This is a genomic window from Enterococcus rotai (assembly GCF_001465345.1).
Lineage (GTDB): Bacteria > Bacillota > Bacilli > Lactobacillales > Enterococcaceae > Enterococcus_L > Enterococcus_L rotai.
Genome location: NZ_CP013655.1, coordinates 519,603 through 538,322 on the forward strand (window position 1 = coordinate 519,603; position 18,720 = coordinate 538,322).

The window sequence follows — 18,720 nt, forward strand, 5'->3', positions numbered from 1 at the left end:
TAAAAAGAAATCTCTATAATATCTAATGCTTTATTTTCATGTAATTAATAAATAAAATTTATTGATCTAGTTAGATACAAAGAATTATTTGCTCTAGTCAACATAATTATCCTATTATTACTTAGACCTGATATCAAGTCAACAGTTAATTTACCCAAAATAAAAAAACTGTAAACAATTGCTATACCCTAAATTCACAACAATAAACAATGCTTTTCGTTATTTATCATAATTCTGAACATGCCAAAGTCATTGAATTGATTCGTATTCTATACAAAAAAACCGAAAAGATGAAAATCTCTTTGGCTTTTCTGTATACTGTTAACTAAAATAGTTGATTGAAAGTATATCATAGAATTTCGGTTTCATTTACAATCCAGTCAAAATTTTCGTATTTTTCCATTTCGTTCTCTTGTGCTACTTCTTCTTTGATCTTTAATATTAGTGGCGAAGAATTATCCTCATTCAAATCTTCTAACTTTTTCCATATAACCCCATCTGAATCATTAAGCCCATCTGCCAGAACTTTAGGCAATGATTTTCTATGAGTAGTATCAGCCACAACATCATAAAATACCATGATATGATGAACAGTATGGGTAGAGTTTATTTCTTTAATAAAAGCATCATATACCCTAGGATTTGAATATACCTTTATACTATAACCAGTTTCTTCTAAAAATTCTCTACACAGTGTTTCCGTTAAACCTTCAAAATCTTCTTGGCTTCCTCCTGGAATATCGAATCTGTTTTTATATGGTCCTGCATTTTTCTTTATACACATTAGATAATTTTTTTTTTTGCTAACGCCATAAACACCAAAATGAGTACTAACACTACCACTATTGCTATTTTTCATAGTTTTCACCTATATTTCTAAATATATTTTCTTCTCTCAAAGATGAAATTAAGTATACACTAAAACCATCTAACTTAGCATATTTTTTTGAAATACTCTTATATGCTTGCTTATTTCTTTGTACAGTTAAATTTGCTACATCATGTATTAGTTTATTATTTTTAGGCTTTGAAATTTGAATTAGAGTGAAATTAACAGATATATTATTTTGGGATGATATTTCCATGCATGCTTCCCCTGTCGTTCCAGATCCAGCAAATATATCCAAAATTCGATCACCATCTTCTACAAAAATAGAAAAAAGCGATGTTAACAAATTCACGGGTTTGGGATAATTCGTCACTACCTGATTATTAAAAAGTTTATTTATGTGGTTCCTAGCACTAGCTTGATTACTGCCTATAAGATCTGTGAAACCATCTTCTCTGTAGTTTAGGGTATCTTCACAGTTTATCCAAGTTGAAATTTTCTTTTGTAAATATTTAAGTTTGCTTTTTGAATAACAGACAATATATTCATGATCACATGAAATATAATCCTCATGGGCATCAGAAAAATTTCTTCTTCTCCAAACAAATGTAGTTAAATAGTTAACCTTCCCGAAGATATTATCCAATATTTTTCTTACAGATACTAACTCATGATCATCTATTGAAAAGAGTATCACACCATTGTCATCTAAAAGATTATAACATTGCTTTACTCTAGAATAAATCATTTCTGTCCAGTCTACTTGATGCGACCAGCTATTTTTTTCTTGATCAAAAAATACTTCATCACCTGTATTGTATGGAGCATCTATATAAATAATTTTATAATTTTGTTGTAGTTGAGATAGAATTTGGCTATTTTCACCGATATATATACTATTTCGTCTATTTCTACCAATTGATTCATTGGAAACTTCGACCAATTTATCCATACTTATACTCACCTCTTAAATTTTTTAAACGTTTGTTCATATTTATTAAATTGTCCATCTTCTGATAAAATTAGCTTTTTACGTCTATTTACATCAAATATTAATGTTGAAAAAGTTTGTTCCCAATTATACGTATTCTCCCCTGGAAATGTAACTGAATATGTATCCACTTGGAATTCTAATTTATTTTTTTCAAAAAATAGTTTCATATTGTTATTTTCGAAAACGCTTAAATAACATTTTAAGACAAATTCTAATTCTTCACGCATTCCCTTATCAACAGCTTTCGAAAAGAATTCAGAAAAATCTTCATAAGAGAATCTTTTAAAAATATAATCTAAATCAACATATTTAATTAATTCAATATCTTTGAAATACATAACTGAATGAATATTGGTTTGATTAAAATATATTTCATTAACTAAATTTAATATATTCTCAAAGCTATCAATACTTTTTATTTTTTCTAGCTTTCCTTTCATTTTGATATTTATATCAACTTTAATCCTATTGTTTCCAATTCTCTTAACAAACGGTGGTAATGAGCTGTGTGTGATTAACTTATATATTATTTCATCTTTTTTTACTTTTTTTTCATCAGACCTTTCCAAGTATGTCTGTTTGTATCCAAGTTCATTTAATTGATAAGTTACTTCATGTATGTCACTTTTATATGTATCCAGCAGTAAATCTATATCATTTATGGGTCTTTGCCCATACGTTGGATATAAATTTTGTAATAGGTCTATCCCCTTTATTCCTTTTACACCTTCAACTTGAGTTAATATGCGTTTAAATTCTTTTAGGTAAATTTCATTTTTTTCATGTGTTCCTAAATAGTAAAACTTTAAAATATCTAGCCACTTATTATGAATACCATCTTCTAACTTATTTTTTTTTATTAAAAAATAAGCGTGTCCTAATAACTTATGAGTACTTAATATTTCGATAATACAAGGGAAATTTAAACATTCCATATAGTTTATGTCCATATCATTTATGTTTTCATTAAGTAAATTTACTACAAATGATTGTTCCATCTTCATTTTCCTTTCGCTGATTCTAACGACTCTTCTATTAAAAGAATCAAGTTATCATAAGAAGTAAAACTGTCTATCGTTAAAAAATTATAATTAATTTTTATTTGTAACGAATCTTCAATATAGATAATTAATTTCACTTTAGATAACGAATCCATGTCATCCAACCTGTGTTTTGATGATATTTCAAATTCTTGAATACACTTTAAGTATCTATTCATAACCATTTATAACTCCTTCTATTTTTTTTACTACATCATCTTTATTAAACTGCTCTAATACTCTAACAAATCGATCTAAACCAAAACCTATGCAGGATGAACTTACATACTCATTATTTAAAACGGATTTAATATTTAATGCTCGTCCATATTTTTTACCTAATTTATTTATAGAAGATAGCGACACTTGATTGACACGTATCTCTTTCTTTACATTCTGATTGGTCTGTATTTTTTTTAATAGTGCTTTTTGAGGATTACTAAAAAAAGAATCATTTGCTTGAACTATCTCTAGTTCACCAAATATCATTGAAAAGATTTCTATAATTTTATTTTCTAGTAATAGCGTCATTTCATCAACGTAGTCTTTTGTTCCAATTATTATAAATTCGTGCATAGTAAATAACGGATAATGATGATCCGTAACTCCATGATTATCTTGTTTACGACCACATAAATTTTCTACACTAAAAATATTGTTATGACATTGTGTATCTTGAAGTTCTGAATAAACATGGTGACATACTGTAGGACTAATGCATGTTGTTTTGCTATTATCAATATAAATTAGATTGTCAATAAAAAGATCATTATAACCTGTTGAATCAAAGATATTTGCTTGAATTACTTTAGAGTAATTATTGTGAATCATCGAAAAGTCTTTTTCTAATTTTTTTACAAGGTTATGCCATTGAATCAAAATTTCTTGATAAAAATCATTCATGATTCTTTACCTCCTGTATGGATGTTTTACTTTATTATCTATAATTTTCACAATTTTTTTTAGCAATATTGTTTTTTCTTCGTCAGCATCTATTACATAGCAGCTGTTAACCTCAGAAAAAAGTTTTAAACTCTCTTCTCTCACATTTTTTTGAAATTTTATAAATGCTATTTCCTTTTTTTTATTTAAATATATATCTAAGCCAGATTCCCAAAAGTTTACGTTTCCATTAAGTCTTTTAAGGGCTAGATTGGGATCGATATCTAAATAAATAATAATATCAAGTGGCGGTGTACTCTTTAAAATGAAACTTAAAAGAGTGGTTCCCATCCCTCTTACTACGCCCCTAGAGCATACAGAGTATATATATCTATCCCAAATTATGATGTATTTTCTTTTTTTAAATTTTGAAACATATCTCTCATATTGATCTTTAATGCTTAAATAATGCAAAAGAGAATTAACTTCGCAAGAATACAATCTTTTCTTACCTTCTTTTATAGCAGGAAGGGTTATATATGACATATTAAATCTAACGACTAACACTTTATACCCTTTTGAAATATAATATTTTTTTAAGAGTTTTATTACGGAACTCTTCCCCGCGCCATCATTACCTTCAATTCCGATAGTTATTGACATAGATTCTCCTCTGAAAAATATAATTATTTTTTTAAAGTTGTTTTATAAAATTCAACCGTTTTTTCTGCTATTGTGAAGCGTTCAAATTGAATTAAATGACTCTTCGCTGTTTTTGTAAGCTTTAGCCGTTCTTCATTTCCCATTGTAATCGCTTCTTTCAACTTTTTACAAATGTCACCCATAATATATGGATTACATAACAATCCGGAGTTTTCATCTATTATTTCTGCCATTCCTCCGTTCTCACTTCCAATATTAAGGCATTCTTCATTTATTGATTCTAGTAATACGTAAGGAAAATTTTCATATAACGAAGGAAAAATTGATACTGTCGCTTTCTCAAGTAAACTTGTAATTTCTTTGTGTGGTAATTGTCCAGTGAAGATTATTTTATCATGGTGCTCAACGTCTACTATATTTTCAATCATTCTTTTTGTTGATATACCGAATTCATTCCTGTTAGAATCTGCTCCTGTAAAAATAACTTTATAATCTGTAACATCTCTAAAAAAGAAATTTAATTCCTTTGCTAATTTTAAAACACCTTTCCTTTGCTCTAAACTACCTATATATAATATATGTTTTTCTTTAATAATATCCTTTGAAATAATTAATTCATTGATAAAGACAGGATTGTTAATAACTTTAATCACCGTATTTAAATTAGGAATTGTTTCATTTACTATATTTGCCAAAGAGTGAGAGCAGGAATATATATTATCACATTTTAAAATATCCTCAATTTCGTGCTTCTGTAACATTTTATTTTTCTTAGAAGACTTAGTATTGTTATATTCATTCCAGACAAAATAGGGTGTATGTAATTTTATAACAACAGGCTTTTTTCTAATAGGTAAGTAATAGTGAGACTCGGCTCCCCAATCAGCAACTTCAAAAATATCAATTTGATCTTCTAATTCTTTCATCTGTTGGCATACTTTTTTTCTGTATATAACATTTCTTTCATAATCCGTCCCCATACTACTATATGATACGTAATGTAAGGTTATTCCCTCGTGAACTTCGACTCTATCCGTTTTACAATGCGTCTTACAAATTACATGAACGACATGCCCAAGTTCAAACAATGTTTTTGCCATAATATATTGATATGTTGCAATCCCTCCTTTTTGTGTTTCAATTGGAAATTCTTCTGAAACTAAACAAATATGCACGTATTTTCTCCTTGTATATTATATTTAAGGTTTCAATCTTCAGATTTTAATGGATAACCTTATTAACCATCGTTATTTTTCATTAGGTATTAACTCAATAAATTTGAGATAATACCATTACTGGATTGATAGACCATGTCATTTTCCTCTTGAGTCTATGAACTTGTCAGTGAAAAATTTACACTTCTCTCTGTTTACGAATAGGCTAGACATAGAACTCCTCTATCTAGAACAAAGTAGTAACACTTTTCAGTGGAGTAGATTTCAATCCAACTTATTATGAAGTTGGTATAATTATATTCTATAGTGGGATTGATATTGAAAAACGTAAGTATGATATTATTGCTTCTGTTCTATTTTCAATACGACATAATCCTGCCTCAAAGTTTTTTATGACAAGAGACGGTCTGTCACAGCTTTTTGGATTAGTCTCCAGAAAGTTATGTTACATCGTCAACGCGATTCTCAAAAAAGCAAACCTTATTAAATACAGGTGTAGCTACAAAAATACATCCTTGTTTCCCTTTATTTTCTATGCATTTTTTATTACTAAATTTTAAACTAATTCTCCCTATTAAATATATGGACTAATTTATTCCAAAGTCCATATATCTATACTAATTTACTAAAACCATATGGACTTTTCATATTCAAATGTGGTTTGACTGTCACTAGCATGGATTATATTTCTACAACTTCTATTTTCTATATCAGCTTGTTTATAAGAATCTATGCCAAATCTTCCTCGTATTGTTTCTTTACTTGATAGCGATGGATCCGATTCCCCTACAAGTCTCCTTACTTTCTTAATAATATCTGGACCTTCTAAAATAATAATTATTATTTCTTTATTAACAAAATAATCAAGCACTCTCTTTTTAATTGAATCATCAGAATTTATTAAATTATCAGAATAATGCCTCAAAATCTCATCTGATGAAACAGTGTGATATTTTAATTTCCTGATGATCCCTACATTAAGCAAAATATCTAGACATGATGCGGTTAATTTTCTTTCTAAACAATCTGGCTTTAAAATAATTAATGTCTTATTTATCCTACTCAGCTCCTATTACTTCACAATTTGAGATCGCAAATCTATTTAATTTTTCAAAATCATTTTTCCACAAAATCCAAGAATCATTTTTCCATGTATCTATTTTTGTTTGTTTAGTTACTTCTAAAAATTTTTTTTGAATAATCACTTTTATACAGTAAAGTCGTAACAAACGTAAGGTGTACTTATAATTTGTGGACACTACACTCAAAATTTCATATATTTTTTCTTCATCTAACATACCTGGTATATTATTAATATATCTGTAAATGTACACTAGTCTATCATAAAATAATGGCGTATAAGCTACCTCTTCATAATCAATAAAATAAATTTTTTTATCATGTATCAATATGTTTTTATAATGTAAGTCTCCATGTGAAAGGTACATTTTTTCATTCTTAAATGTATCTATTAACTCAATAGATTTTGATAAATTACTATTAAAAAAGTCTTGCCACTCTTTATTAAAGAAAAATGTTTTTTTATTTTTAACAAATTCAATATGTTCTATTATTTCTAAGAGGATGGTTTTTCTGTCCTTAGTAGATATAAATCGGTTCTCCTTATATGCTTCCATACTTTCTATATAGGTTAATACATCTAAAAAATCCTTTCTACTGTCCAAACTCATCCTTCGACCTTTAATGTATTGATATTTATAACAACACCCCTCCATAGAGAATTTTTTTATCTGTCTGTCTCTCATATTTAAAAAATCAACATAATCTAAAACATATTCTTTTTTTAATGTATATTTAATTTTTTTACAAACTTGTGTATTACAATCAAAAAAATACTCTTCAATATCTTTAATTATATGTAAATACATTTCATCAAAATTACTGAAGTCTTCGATATAATATACCTTAGTCACTTTATTTGGCACATACTCAGAAACAATTTTTTGTTCATTAATAGTCTCTATGTACCTATATTCTTGTTCACTTTTACTATACTTACTTGAATATATTCTATCGTCAATATTTCTAGAAAGGAGAAGGCAAATAAATTGTTTATTCGTATTTTCCAATAGATCCGGTAAATTCTTTATAGAACAATTAATTGTCAGAATTCTCTGTCTTTTCTTCTCTTTATTAATATCTTTTTGACAAACTCCATAGTATCTGTTATTGGTATCTCCCACTGATATAAACATATCATTTTTTAAAAAATACTCTTTATTTCTAAACTTATAAAAGTTTGTATCATCTATCCTTCTAGGTCGATTAGTCGTATGGAGTGGAATATAAAATCTTGGATCATTTTTAAGCTCTAGTAATAATTTAGTTTTTCCTACATTAGGTATTCCCATAATATACAAGCAGTTCATTTTTAACCCCTTTTAGAAAATATGTTAATAGGTATTTATCTCAGCTTTTAGATGCTTTACAATTTCAATTTCTTTTTTCTTGATATTTTCTAACCTACTAAATAACTTTGAACTTAAATTAGAACTAAAATCTTCACGAACGAATACTTTCATCAGTAGAACAGTTATGATAGCCCATTCTCTCTGAGCGTCACCATACACTTTAGAAATAACTCTATCATTAAATAGCTTAAAAAAAACAGAACCTTGAATTCTAGAACGACTTATTCGATCTGTTATTTCAGCAATATCTTCAATATTTTCAATATTTTTTGTTTGTATACTCATTTCTAAATTTTTTTTTAGCCGATCTATAGCAAAAATACCAACATACTTATTGAATCCTTTTAGTTGTGGATAGTAATTTTTATCAATCATAAGACTTAAATTTTTTCTTTTTATAGCTGACGTATCGATATTCTGAGTCTCACAATTCAAGAAGTCGAATGATATCAATTCGCCGTAGTGACCCTTAATTTTTAATAATTTTTGAATCGCTTCAAAAATTATTTTCTTTTCAACTTTTCCCTCATATCCATAGTAATTATCTGAAATGTAGTAATATCGATTAGTTTCGTATATTATTGAAATTGCGTGTACCATATGCTTTTTTTTATAAGCATTGGAGTACGGTAAATAGAAGTTATCCAGTTTAACAATAACAGAGCTGCTTTCTAACTTATTAGTAATATTTTTTGAATATTCGGTGAAATCATTATATATATTTTCTATCATTTTAATGTTAAATATCCTTTCTAAAATTTCTGAATACTTAGAATTATCTGTAAATAAAACATCTTTATCTTTTTTATTTGTAGATTCAAAATAACATAAGCCAACTTCATGAAATGCATAATGATAATCTAGTTTATTTTTGAGTAGAATGTCAGCTATCAGCATTTCAAAGCAATTTAATTGAAAATCTTTAAACACCATTTATCCTCCGTTCTACTCTACTGTAATCGAAAAAATATGAATACATGGATTATCTGGTAACGTAATTTTTTTTAATCTTATTCTTTCTTTAAATGATAATGTAAACTCCCATAGATTTCCTCCGGTTCCTTCAATACGTTCTTTTCCCTTTATTGGAGAATGTAAGTACTCTCTAAATTCATATATTGAATAGTTATCACTATAATAAGGTTCCTGACAATGAAATGCCGAAAAACTTATAGGTTTAGATAACTGGTTACCTATATCATCTTCTAAGAGTACTATGTCATCATGGTTTCCATACACTGAGACACCGATAAATCCAATAGTATTTATATATTCAGATTTTTTTGTTAATAGTTCTTGTCCGTTACATTCAATATTATCAAAGACTGAGTCATTAATAATATATGACATATTAGAATTATGAGATTTAATTATCGAATCATTAATAAAATTCGGAATAGATGTTCCTAGAGGTGTCAAGTCTCCCAAAAAGTGATCTTTTATCTTTGTCAATCCTTTCGAGTTTAGTTCATTACTAAGATCAATATGGATCATTAAATAAATACCTCCTCCTTAATTATTTTCGTTAAATTTTTATGAACTACTTGATTATCATGAATACAATATTCTATTGGAATATCTTGAGAAATGAAATTAATTAGACTAGACGATAATCCATATGCACCTACATTATTAATTGAAATCCAATCTCCAATATTTATCAATTTTGTATGATTCTTTTTAACTCCAATAACATCTAGTGGGGAACAAGAGGGGCCAACAAAGTGAGTAGTTTTTTTACTAGGAATCATGTTTCCGGTTAAAATGTTAATTTCGGCAGTAGGAGAATATAGTCGGCCGATCCCATTCATTCCTCCTAAGGCATTCATTCCGAAATTTAATATTGCAAATTCTTTTCCTTTGTTCTTTTTTATATCCACCACTTGTCCAAAAATTGTACCACTTGCCCCCGTGATAAAGCGTCCAGATTCAAATAATATTTCTTTTTCAGATAACCATTTATTCGAATTACAGATATTATGTAATTCATTTTCTATATACTTCAAATCAATAGGATCTTTATTATTACTATATTCTGAGGGAAAACCTCCACCAAAGTTAATAGTAGACAGCTTTCTTTTCAAAAATTTTTCTGTTTTTATAAATAACTTAAGAATACTATTAAAATTTTCAACCAAATGATTCAGCTCAAAATTGTTACTGCCATTAAAAACGTGAATACCAATTATATTTACTCTATCTATCTTATTCATTTCAATTAATAGCTTTTTATCCATCAGAATCTCATCAATTCCAAATTGACTGGCAACACCTGTCATTCTCAGTCCTGGTTGTAACGAACTATTGATTGGATTAATCCTTAATAATACATTACAATTTTGATTCAAATCAACACAAACTTGTTCAAGTTTTTTTAAATCTACGATACTTTCTACGGAAAACATTTTAATGTTGTTAATCAAACATCGTTTATAAAAACCTATACTTTTGTATGGCCCACTAACTAATATTTTGTCAGATGAAATTGATTTAGCAAGTACAATATCAAGCTCACCTTCACTAGAAACTTCAAAATTCCCTCCCAAAGTATTTATAAAGTCTACTACACCTGAATTATTATTACTTTTAATAGAATAATATATCTTAGATGAATTAATTAATGGTAGCTTTTTTAAAGAAGTATACGCTTTTTCAATTTTATTCAAATCATATGTATAAAATGGTTTTCCTTTTGTTGTCAATTTTCCGATCATTTCAAACACCTTTCTAAAAATAAAATATATTAATAGTTTTCCCATATTTTTATTATTCAAGGAAAAATTTTTATTGTTCAATCCACGTCACTTTTTTTAAACTTTATATCATATTATTGTTTAAAGAACGGAGGTTTAAACAATGAAAGATATAAGCAGAGAGATTTTAATATTCTATTATAACATCAAAGAAATAACTCAAAGACATCTAGCAAAGGGAATAATAAGTGAAAGTCATCTAAGTAATTATCTTAAAGGACGTGTAAATATATCCTATGATACAAAAGAGTTACTCTTTAAAAAATTAGATATTCCGAAAAGTTATCTAATGGATGGGAATGATTTTATTAAAGATATGTGCTTGAAGATTGAAAAAAGCACATTTTACTGCGATAACTTTGATATAGATTCATACTTACTCATTATGGATAAGCACTCATTACATACTCTAGTCGATACGAATTTACTATCTATTATATGTGAAAAAAATACGTTCCTTCTAAATAAATTTTCAGTGTATTATCACACTTTATTCACCAATAAAATATCAGATGATTTTCCACCTATTTATTTATTGATTTCAAAATTGAAAGAAATTTTTTTTCAAAATAGTACTTCATTACACGATTTATACACTTTATTCCTTACAATTAACATGAACAATATCCAAAGTAAAATAATAACAAAGTTATTTTCTATAGCCTCAAAATTTCGAGAACAAAATTATGATATTTGCTACTATATGCTAGACGAATTTTCTACTGAATTCCCAAATGCTATATGTTCTTTTTTATATTCTCTTAAAGAATTCTGTAGAATTAACAGTCATGATATTTTTCCATCTTCAAAAAAAATGACAATTCAAGACTTTCATTACCTACCAGCATTTCAATTTAATTTTTTGAAATTTGTAGAATATGAAAAACATTTTAGAGATTATGATTATTTATTTATCGTAGAACAATATAAATATTTATCAACATACTTCGAAAATCATAATTTAACAGAGCTAGCATTTAGAAGCAATAATACCTTGGCTTATATATATTACTCTAACAAAAAATATAAATTGTCTGCTATAACTTATAAAAAATTAGCTTTACAAAGATAAACCATTACAAATTTATTTTAGACGTGAATACATGGTAGTGATTAAAAATTATTCTTCAAAAATTTATTTTGAAAAAAATAAAAAAGTACGATGTATCGTCTGAAATATTGCTTATGACTACAAGATATGGGTGAATTATTAAATACTGTTAAGGGTTTTTTGTAATGCTTTTAGCGAACTAAAATTTTCATGAGTTAAATATTCATCTGGTATTATAGTATTGTAGATATCTTCTAAATCTACAATCAAATTTATACTTGACATTGAGTCCATTCCCAAATCTTTAAATGATTTGTCAAACTCTTTTTCAGTAATTGCTTTGGGTAGATACTTACTTACAATGTCAATTAATTTTTCATCTATTTTCAATTTTAAAGCTCCCTTTACTTATTTTATTTTGTAAGCTAGATGCTCTTGTATAATCGAATACTTTTTTTGAAAGAGGCCTATCATAAGTAGTTACTCTCGAGTAATCATCACTATAAATCTCATATAAATAATCTTCATTTTCTATTGAAATTCTTGAAACAATATGTTTTACATCTTCATTGAATAATTCTTCGCAGTATTTCAAAGAATAATAAATAGACTTTTCCAATTGCATTTTTTTAATTCTACTAATTAGTCTGTTAATGTTTAAATTTTCATTTTTTAATAAAAACAAAATATCACAAACTTTGTACAGAGCCACATCCTTATAAGACAGAACTTTTCTTTCAGAAATTGCTTCCTTATAAAAATGATGTAAGGTGAATATAAAAGTGTCTTCTAAATCAAGTGAATATATAGACTCTTTTCCAATTTCTATTTTTACTGCATTATTGAGCATGTCATCAACAAAATCATATGATCTTTGACTTGAAAATAAGTCTAACGAAAATTGATAATCTATAAAATGATAATCTATAAAACTATCAGGGATTTTTTTTATATATGGATATAATTCATGTGTTTTCATTGATCTAAGCATTATATCTTTTCTACTAACTTCTTCAATGTTTTCAAACTTAAAATCTTTGTTACCGTGCTTATATCCAAATGACTCAGTGATGCTCCTGATTTCTTTCGTATTCATAATAGAAATTAAGATATCATTATCTATGAAATCCCTTGGTATTTTCATACCATATGCAAAATAATTAAGCGCTATCCCTTTTAAAGAAGCATATTGAATTTTTTCTTTGCTTATCCTATCGCAAACAGGAATAAGGTTTTTTACTTGTTCATCCAGTTTAACTTCTAATAATTTATTATACTCTTTTAAAGTAACTAATAACTTTTCATATGATCGTATCCGTTTAGGAATATCTAAGTGATATTTTTGAAGCGTATTCCATGCAATTCCCATGACCCTGTGTATAGATAAATGACCTAATACTTCTGCCCAATCTAAATACTCTGATAGTAAATCATTTAACTCTATCTTTTCATCACTATTCAAAAAATGCTTGGCTAAAAGAATTACTATCCGTTCCTCTTTTTTCAAATATATATCCTCACTTTCAAAAAAATAAGAACAGCTATTTAAGATTCTGTAAAAATAGCTGTTCTTGTACTACACGAGATTCATTTTAATAAGACCTTTTATAAAAATGTTAGTTTTTAAATTATGATCTTTAATTAAATGATGTTTATACTCTCGTTTAAAAGGGGGCTTTATGTGCCATGTCTAATGTCACCTCCTGTTCTAAAAATAATTTACCACAAAATATAATTTATTTGTTAATGTAAATTGAATACAAAAGTTTTATGTCGTGTTTTATATTTTTTAATAAATGATCAAAAAACTTTTTTTAATGTCTTTAGTTATATACATATTAAACCACTTTATTATATTAGTATTAATAGAAAGACAAACTTTATTAAGTCAAACAGAAAATAAACGGAATTAAAGAACCCAATTATATTGAAATAGCAACTGAATAAAACGGAACAGTTGAAATAATTGAGTAATTTAAATATATAAGGATTGAATAATAATGTATAAGTATCTTAAAAAAAATAAGAACAGAGAACCTGATAAAGAAATAATTAAACACGGTGAGAAAAGTATAACTAACAAGGAATTATTACTAAAAGTAAATCAGTTTGTTAATTACTTTAATAATTTTCCCGAAAACGGAAAAATTTTGTTGATATCAGAAGATCGTTTTTTAGAAACTCCTCTGATAATAGCCAGTATAATTTCAGGAAAAACTATTAGCATAATTAGCAACCAGACCGAATCTAGTATTATAGAAAGCATCGTAAATATATATGCACCGGACTTAATTATCAGTAGTAGAATGTTAAATTACCAATATATATCATTGAATACCATTTATGCTGAAGTTTCGTTTCACTCAAATGTATTGGAGTATGGAACTGAAATTAACGAAAATTCTATACCTTTAATTATTTTCACATCAGGATCTACAGATGTTCCTAAAGGCGTTCAATGTTCTTGGAAAAGTATAAAATTTTGCATCGAAGAGATTAGCATTTTGATTGGCTTAAATAGTGAAGATCGTATTGGTCTTTTTTTACCACTATTTTTTGACTATGGTCTGTACCATTTATTTTTTTCTATTTTTAAAAATTGTAGTATTATCTTTATCGATAAAACATATATAGGAACAAACTTAATAACAGATATTATTGATAATAAAATTTCTATACTACCTTCAACTCCTGTCATCACACAATTCTTAATAAATCGACTCAAAAAAAGTAACCTCAATAGTAATTTTCCTTTAAAAAAAATTACTAATACAGGTGAGGAGTTAGATCCAAAAGCTTATGATAAATTAAAAGAAATCTTACCTAATTGCTCAATCTACTTTATGTATGGTGTAACAGAATGTAAACGAGTAGCCATATTAAATCCTTCTGATTTTAAATTCAAAAGAGGCTCTGTTGGAAAATCCCTCCCTAACGTCAATACTTGGATTAAAGACAGTCAGGGAAAATTACATCATAATAACGCTACTGGAGAACTTATTGTTGAAGGGCCAAACGTTATGAACGGTTATTTAAACGAAGATGACTCTTTTTATATCTCTCGTGGAAAACGTTTTTTTGCGACAGGAGACATATTTTATAAAGATGAGCATAATTATCTATTTTTTAAAGAACGGAATAAAAACTATATAAAAAAAAATGGAGTACGAATTGGGCTTAATCTACTGGAAAATTTATATAAGAATTTTTTTAGCAATCCAGAACTTGTAATTGAATTCATTAATAATGAAATAGTCTTATTTATTGTCTCAAACCAAACAATTAAAGATTTAAGACACATCATTTTGTATAATACATCACCAAATCATAAAGCTGATCGAGTAATAAAAGTAGAGAACATTCCATTACTAGCGAATGGAAAAGTTGATAGACATAAAATAAAAGAAATGGCTCGGTAGGAGGGAATATAATGAAAAATATTATTTGCGTAAATAATATGAGTAAGCGTTACAAGAATGGATCTGAAGAAATTTTAAAAAACATTTCATTTGAAGTTAATTACGGAGAAACTTTTGGAATATTAGGTGGAAATGGAGCGGGAAAGTCAACATTAATAAAAATTCTTGCTACTATGTTACTCCATGATAGCGGCGATGTTTTAGTTCTAGATAAGAATGTTATCGATCAGTATGAATACATTAAAAATCATATTAACTTTGTTTTCGGTGGTGAGAACGGAATGTATTTTAGACTAACCTCTGAGGAATACTTAAAATACTTCTCTCTATTATACAAAATTGATTCTCATACCATTGGGAGTAAAATTGATCACCTTTTAAAGGTAGTCGGATTATTACCTTATAAAAATAATAAAATCGAGACATTTTCTAAAGGGATGATTCAAAGACTACATATTGCACGTTCTCTTATAAATGATCCTAAAATATTATTTTTAGATGAACCTACAATCGGATTAGATCCAAAAGGAACAGAAATGCTAAAAAATGTCATTAGAGAAATATCTAAAAATGGTGTCACGGTCATATTAACAACCCACTATATGATTGAGGCAGAGAATCTTTGCGATAGAGTTCTTTTTTTAAACAAAGGTGAGATAGAGTTAATAAATTCACCAAGCAATTTAATAAATAATTTGTCTGAAAAATATAGCAAATTTGAATTAATAATAAAAAAATCTATGATAACTAAGTTAAACACAGCTTTTCCAGAAATTATCATCAAAGAGAATAAAAAAATGAATACGGATTTTACAAACATTAATTGCATTTGTTCTCATCATTTAAATTCTAAATTTCTAAAATATTTGGAAGTAGAGTGCAAAATTAATGACAGTTTTATTGAAAGTAAAAAAATGAATTTGGAAGATGTATTTCTATATCACTTCGACTTGAAAATTTCCTAAAGGTACTCAATGGTACAAGATCGATATCGATATCTATTTCGTTCCAGAAAATTCTCACAAATTTGTTCAAATCTATTACCTTTTTTACTCAAGGAAAAATTAGAGAACGAAGTCTGTTTATTTTAATAAATAAATAAAAAATAGATAAATATAAAAAGGGGGAGTTACAATAATATGACATTTCTAAATTTAGTTATATTTAATTTGAAATATTTTACAAACTTCAAAAACAAATTTTTTCAATTCCTATTTTTTTTTCAACCTCTATTCAATTTAACCACCTTCTACTTTCTAGCAAAGTTAGGTGTTAAAAGATTTGAACCTATTCATATAATAGTAACTGCGGTTACTGGTATGATCACATTTTCCCTATATTCAACAGGTTCATATTTATATATCGAAGATAGAGATGATACGCTGAAATTAAACATGTTTTCTTCAACCAACATATTTATAATTGCTTTAAGTAAAGCTACTGCAAATAGTATAGTCGGACTGATTATTTTTTTTGTATCTTTCTTTTATGGAGCATTTATATTTAAAGTCGAATTTTATAACAATAATATTGGTTTATTGATAATTATTTTAATAGTACTCTTAGTTGTACTCACAGCGATTGGTCTTCTTTTTACATCTATTGTTAGTAACAGTCCAAACATCTATACTGTACAAAATATATTAGTAACTCCTATTATATTAGCATCTGGAATTTATCCTTTAGAAAATTTTAAAATTTTTTCTATTTTCAAGCTCATAAATCCGTTACATCCTTTAATTTACTGTTTATACAACACACCTGATATCCAATATACAACCTTAATATTCAATATTGGCCACGCTATATTGATCTCTGGATTGTATTTACTATTATCATATGTACTTATCAAAAAATTTATAATGCGAGGGACTCGTCAAAAATGATTAGATTACTATTTCTTCAAAAAAAAGCTTTAATTCCCAAAAAAAATGTGTTAGAATTATTAATTTTTTATTTATTTAATCCTATTTTAAGCCTACTTTTCTTCATATCAATTATTAATTTTTCAAATATAAGTATTAATATTACTTCATATCTTATATATTTTTCTATATTTGATAGTATTTGTGTAGTAATCAATGGTCTGGTAGAGAGCATTCGATTTGAAAGATACTATAGAATAACTGAATTAATATCAGTCACTCCTTACAATATTTTAAAATTGATGACTGTAAGAAGCACTATATATATTTGTCAAGCCCTGCTTAAACTGATTTTTTCTTTAATATTTATCGAATTAATATATCCAATCGATATATATTCAATTCCCATGTTGCAATTTCTTTTTACGCTATTGTCTCTATACTTCAGTATCACGGGCTTTACTATGCTAATTGTAACGATTTCGTTAAACATAGCTAATATAAATTTATTTTTAAACATTATTTTATCGCTATTAAAGATATTCACAGGTGTTCAGTTTTCAATATTATTATTTCCTGTAAGTTTACAATATTTTTCCCGAATTTTACCTATTACGAATGGAATTATATTCTTAAATAATTTAATACTTCAAAAAGGTAATTCTATAGCTTATATTCTGTTTGAAGTTCTTATCGGTACGATATATTTTTTTCTATCTTTTCAATCTTATAAATTTTTCTATTCAAAATCTAAAATAAATGGTGGATTTATTTTCTCTGATACTTAGTCATCTTCTATTAGAGGAGAACACTTATGAGCAATTTGTATCGATGAGGCTTTAATAAGCTCTTTAAATCATTCATTCTTAAGTTCAAATTTAAACTTATAGTAATGGACTCGTTACCTTCAAAATTATTTTAAAAGTTCTGATACTCAACTATATGTAGAATATTGTCTTTAACTATTTCTGACTACTTATTATAATAAGCTGTAATATCAGCTCCAACTGTTTTTTATGTTTTAATAAAATAAGCTGATTATTTAAACTAGCTAACTTTTTATTATACAAATAATATAAATAACATCCTTTTGTGTTAAAATTGATATACTAATTTTATTAAAAGCATCAAGACAAGTTTTAGAACGATTGCACAGCAAGAAATTGAGTATATTGAACGTTGCTTAGAACGATCGATCAAACTTAAAGTACAACTAAATAGCCTAGATCAACTAGGATGTGTGAAGGAGCCTTTATGGGGAAACTTTAGGGGAGAATAGATCTGAATGTAATGCTGATTGGTGATCAGTATATCAATTATGCAGACAAAAACACAGCTACAAGATATTCAAAAGAATTTAGAGAATCTATGGTATTGCTTAGTCAGACCAGTCGGTCTGCGTCTAAAGAATACAATGTAAGTGTCTCTACAATTACTAAATAGATACGACAGGCAGATCCAACAGATAGAAATGTTCTTTCAATAAAAGAGCAAAAATTACTAAAAGAAAATAAACGTTTGAAAGTATAAATTGTATTTTCGATCAAAAGATGAAGAGATCAAATTGAAATGATCTTTTTGTTGATCCTTTCTATGTAAATTTAGAGGATACGATCA

The 18,720-nt window shown here is 27.0% G+C and carries 18 protein-coding genes and 1 pseudogene; 6 read left to right on the top strand and 13 right to left on the bottom strand.

Features of this window, described 5'->3' with window-relative positions; genetic code table 11:
* Positions 1 to 349: 349 nt before the first annotated feature.
* From ATZ35_RS02450 to ATZ35_RS02500, 11 genes are all read right to left on the bottom strand, one after another.
* The gene (locus ATZ35_RS02450; protein WP_208929341.1) at positions 350 to 859 is read right to left on the bottom strand and encodes an NUDIX hydrolase; all 510 of its coding nucleotides are present in this window, start codon (positions 857 to 859) and stop codon (positions 350 to 352) included.
* The gene (locus tag ATZ35_RS02455; protein ID WP_208929343.1) at positions 849 to 1,781 is read right to left on the bottom strand and encodes a DNA methyltransferase; all 933 of its coding nucleotides are present in this window, start codon (positions 1,779 to 1,781) and stop codon (positions 849 to 851) included. Before ATZ35_RS02455 ends, ATZ35_RS02450 begins: the two co-directional genes overlap by 11 nt.
* An 8-nt stretch (positions 1,782 to 1,789) precedes the next feature.
* Entirely contained in the window at positions 1,790 to 2,821 is a 1,032-nt protein-coding gene (locus ATZ35_RS02460; protein ID WP_208929345.1) for a nucleotidyltransferase family protein, read from the bottom strand.
* Between the two features lie 213 nt (positions 2,822 to 3,034).
* A complete protein-coding gene (locus ATZ35_RS02465) occupies positions 3,035 to 3,766 on the bottom strand; it encodes a class-II aminoacyl-tRNA synthetase family protein (RefSeq protein ID WP_208929347.1) in 732 nt (243 codons plus the stop codon).
* 6 nt (positions 3,767 to 3,772) lie between these two features.
* Positions 3,773 to 4,408, bottom strand: coding sequence for a dTMP kinase (locus ATZ35_RS02470; protein ID WP_208929349.1), 636 nt, complete (start codon positions 4,406 to 4,408; stop codon positions 3,773 to 3,775).
* A 23-nt stretch (positions 4,409 to 4,431) separates the two neighbouring features.
* Positions 4,432 to 5,583 carry a glycosyltransferase family 4 protein gene (locus tag ATZ35_RS02475; protein ID WP_208929351.1) on the bottom strand — a complete coding sequence of 384 codons (1,152 nt, stop codon included), beginning with the start codon at positions 5,581 to 5,583 and terminating at the stop codon, positions 4,432 to 4,434.
* 625 nt (positions 5,584 to 6,208) lie between these two features.
* Positions 6,209 to 6,649, bottom strand: a complete 441-nt coding sequence (locus ATZ35_RS16910; protein ID WP_208930411.1) for a nucleoside-diphosphate kinase — start codon at positions 6,647 to 6,649, stop codon at positions 6,209 to 6,211.
* Complete coding sequence (locus ATZ35_RS02485; protein WP_208929353.1) at positions 6,642 to 7,973, bottom strand: protein kinase family protein; 1,332 nt, start codon at positions 7,971 to 7,973, stop codon at positions 6,642 to 6,644. Before ATZ35_RS02485 ends, ATZ35_RS16910 begins: the two co-directional genes overlap by 8 nt.
* A gap of 24 nt (positions 7,974 to 7,997) precedes the next feature.
* Positions 7,998 to 8,948 (bottom strand): DUF6005 family protein, encoded by a 951-nt coding sequence (locus tag ATZ35_RS02490; RefSeq protein ID WP_208929355.1) that lies wholly within the window; start codon positions 8,946 to 8,948, stop codon positions 7,998 to 8,000.
* A gap of 12 nt (positions 8,949 to 8,960) precedes the next feature.
* Entirely contained in the window at positions 8,961 to 9,509 is a 549-nt protein-coding gene (locus ATZ35_RS02495; protein WP_208929357.1) for a hypothetical protein, read from the bottom strand.
* A complete protein-coding gene (locus ATZ35_RS02500) occupies positions 9,509 to 10,729 on the bottom strand; it encodes a type III PLP-dependent enzyme domain-containing protein (RefSeq protein ID WP_208929359.1) in 1,221 nt (406 codons plus the stop codon). The genes ATZ35_RS02495 and ATZ35_RS02500 overlap by 1 nt, the downstream gene beginning before the upstream one ends.
* A gap of 142 nt (positions 10,730 to 10,871) precedes the next feature.
* On the opposite strand from ATZ35_RS02500, the gene ATZ35_RS02505 reads away from it, so the two are divergent.
* Positions 10,872 to 11,840: a helix-turn-helix domain-containing protein gene (locus tag ATZ35_RS02505; RefSeq protein WP_208929361.1), complete on the top strand. Its 969-nt coding sequence runs from the start codon at positions 10,872 to 10,874 to the stop codon at positions 11,838 to 11,840.
* 138 nt (positions 11,841 to 11,978) lie between these two features.
* Here the strand turns inward: ATZ35_RS02505 and ATZ35_RS02510 are convergent, their stop codons facing one another.
* Positions 11,979 to 12,209 carry a phosphopantetheine-binding protein gene (locus tag ATZ35_RS02510; RefSeq protein WP_208929363.1) on the bottom strand — a complete coding sequence of 77 codons (231 nt, stop codon included), beginning with the start codon at positions 12,207 to 12,209 and terminating at the stop codon, positions 11,979 to 11,981.
* Entirely contained in the window at positions 12,196 to 13,326 is a 1,131-nt protein-coding gene (locus ATZ35_RS02515) for a nucleotidyltransferase family protein (RefSeq protein WP_208929365.1), read from the bottom strand. Before ATZ35_RS02515 ends, ATZ35_RS02510 begins: the two co-directional genes overlap by 14 nt.
* Before the next feature lie 493 nt (positions 13,327 to 13,819).
* On the opposite strand from ATZ35_RS02515, the gene ATZ35_RS02520 reads away from it, so the two are divergent.
* The 5 genes and pseudogenes from ATZ35_RS02520 to ATZ35_RS16745 all read left to right on the top strand — a co-directional run.
* Entirely contained in the window at positions 13,820 to 15,238 is a 1,419-nt protein-coding gene (locus ATZ35_RS02520; RefSeq protein ID WP_208929367.1) for a class I adenylate-forming enzyme family protein, read from the top strand.
* Positions 15,239 to 15,249: 11 nt separating this feature from the next.
* Complete coding sequence (locus ATZ35_RS02525) at positions 15,250 to 16,203, top strand: ABC transporter ATP-binding protein (protein WP_208929369.1); 954 nt, start codon at positions 15,250 to 15,252, stop codon at positions 16,201 to 16,203.
* A 174-nt stretch (positions 16,204 to 16,377) separates the two neighbouring features.
* Positions 16,378 to 17,124, top strand: coding sequence for an ABC transporter permease (locus ATZ35_RS02530; RefSeq protein WP_208929371.1), 747 nt, complete (start codon positions 16,378 to 16,380; stop codon positions 17,122 to 17,124).
* Positions 17,121 to 17,891, top strand: a complete 771-nt coding sequence (locus ATZ35_RS02535; protein ID WP_208929373.1) for an ABC transporter permease — start codon at positions 17,121 to 17,123, stop codon at positions 17,889 to 17,891. The genes ATZ35_RS02530 and ATZ35_RS02535 overlap by 4 nt, the downstream gene beginning before the upstream one ends.
* 502 nt (positions 17,892 to 18,393) lie before the next feature.
* Positions 18,394 to 18,627 (top strand): annotated as a pseudogene (locus ATZ35_RS16745) (transposase); the annotation flags it as partial.
* Positions 18,628 to 18,720: the final 93 nt, after the last annotated feature.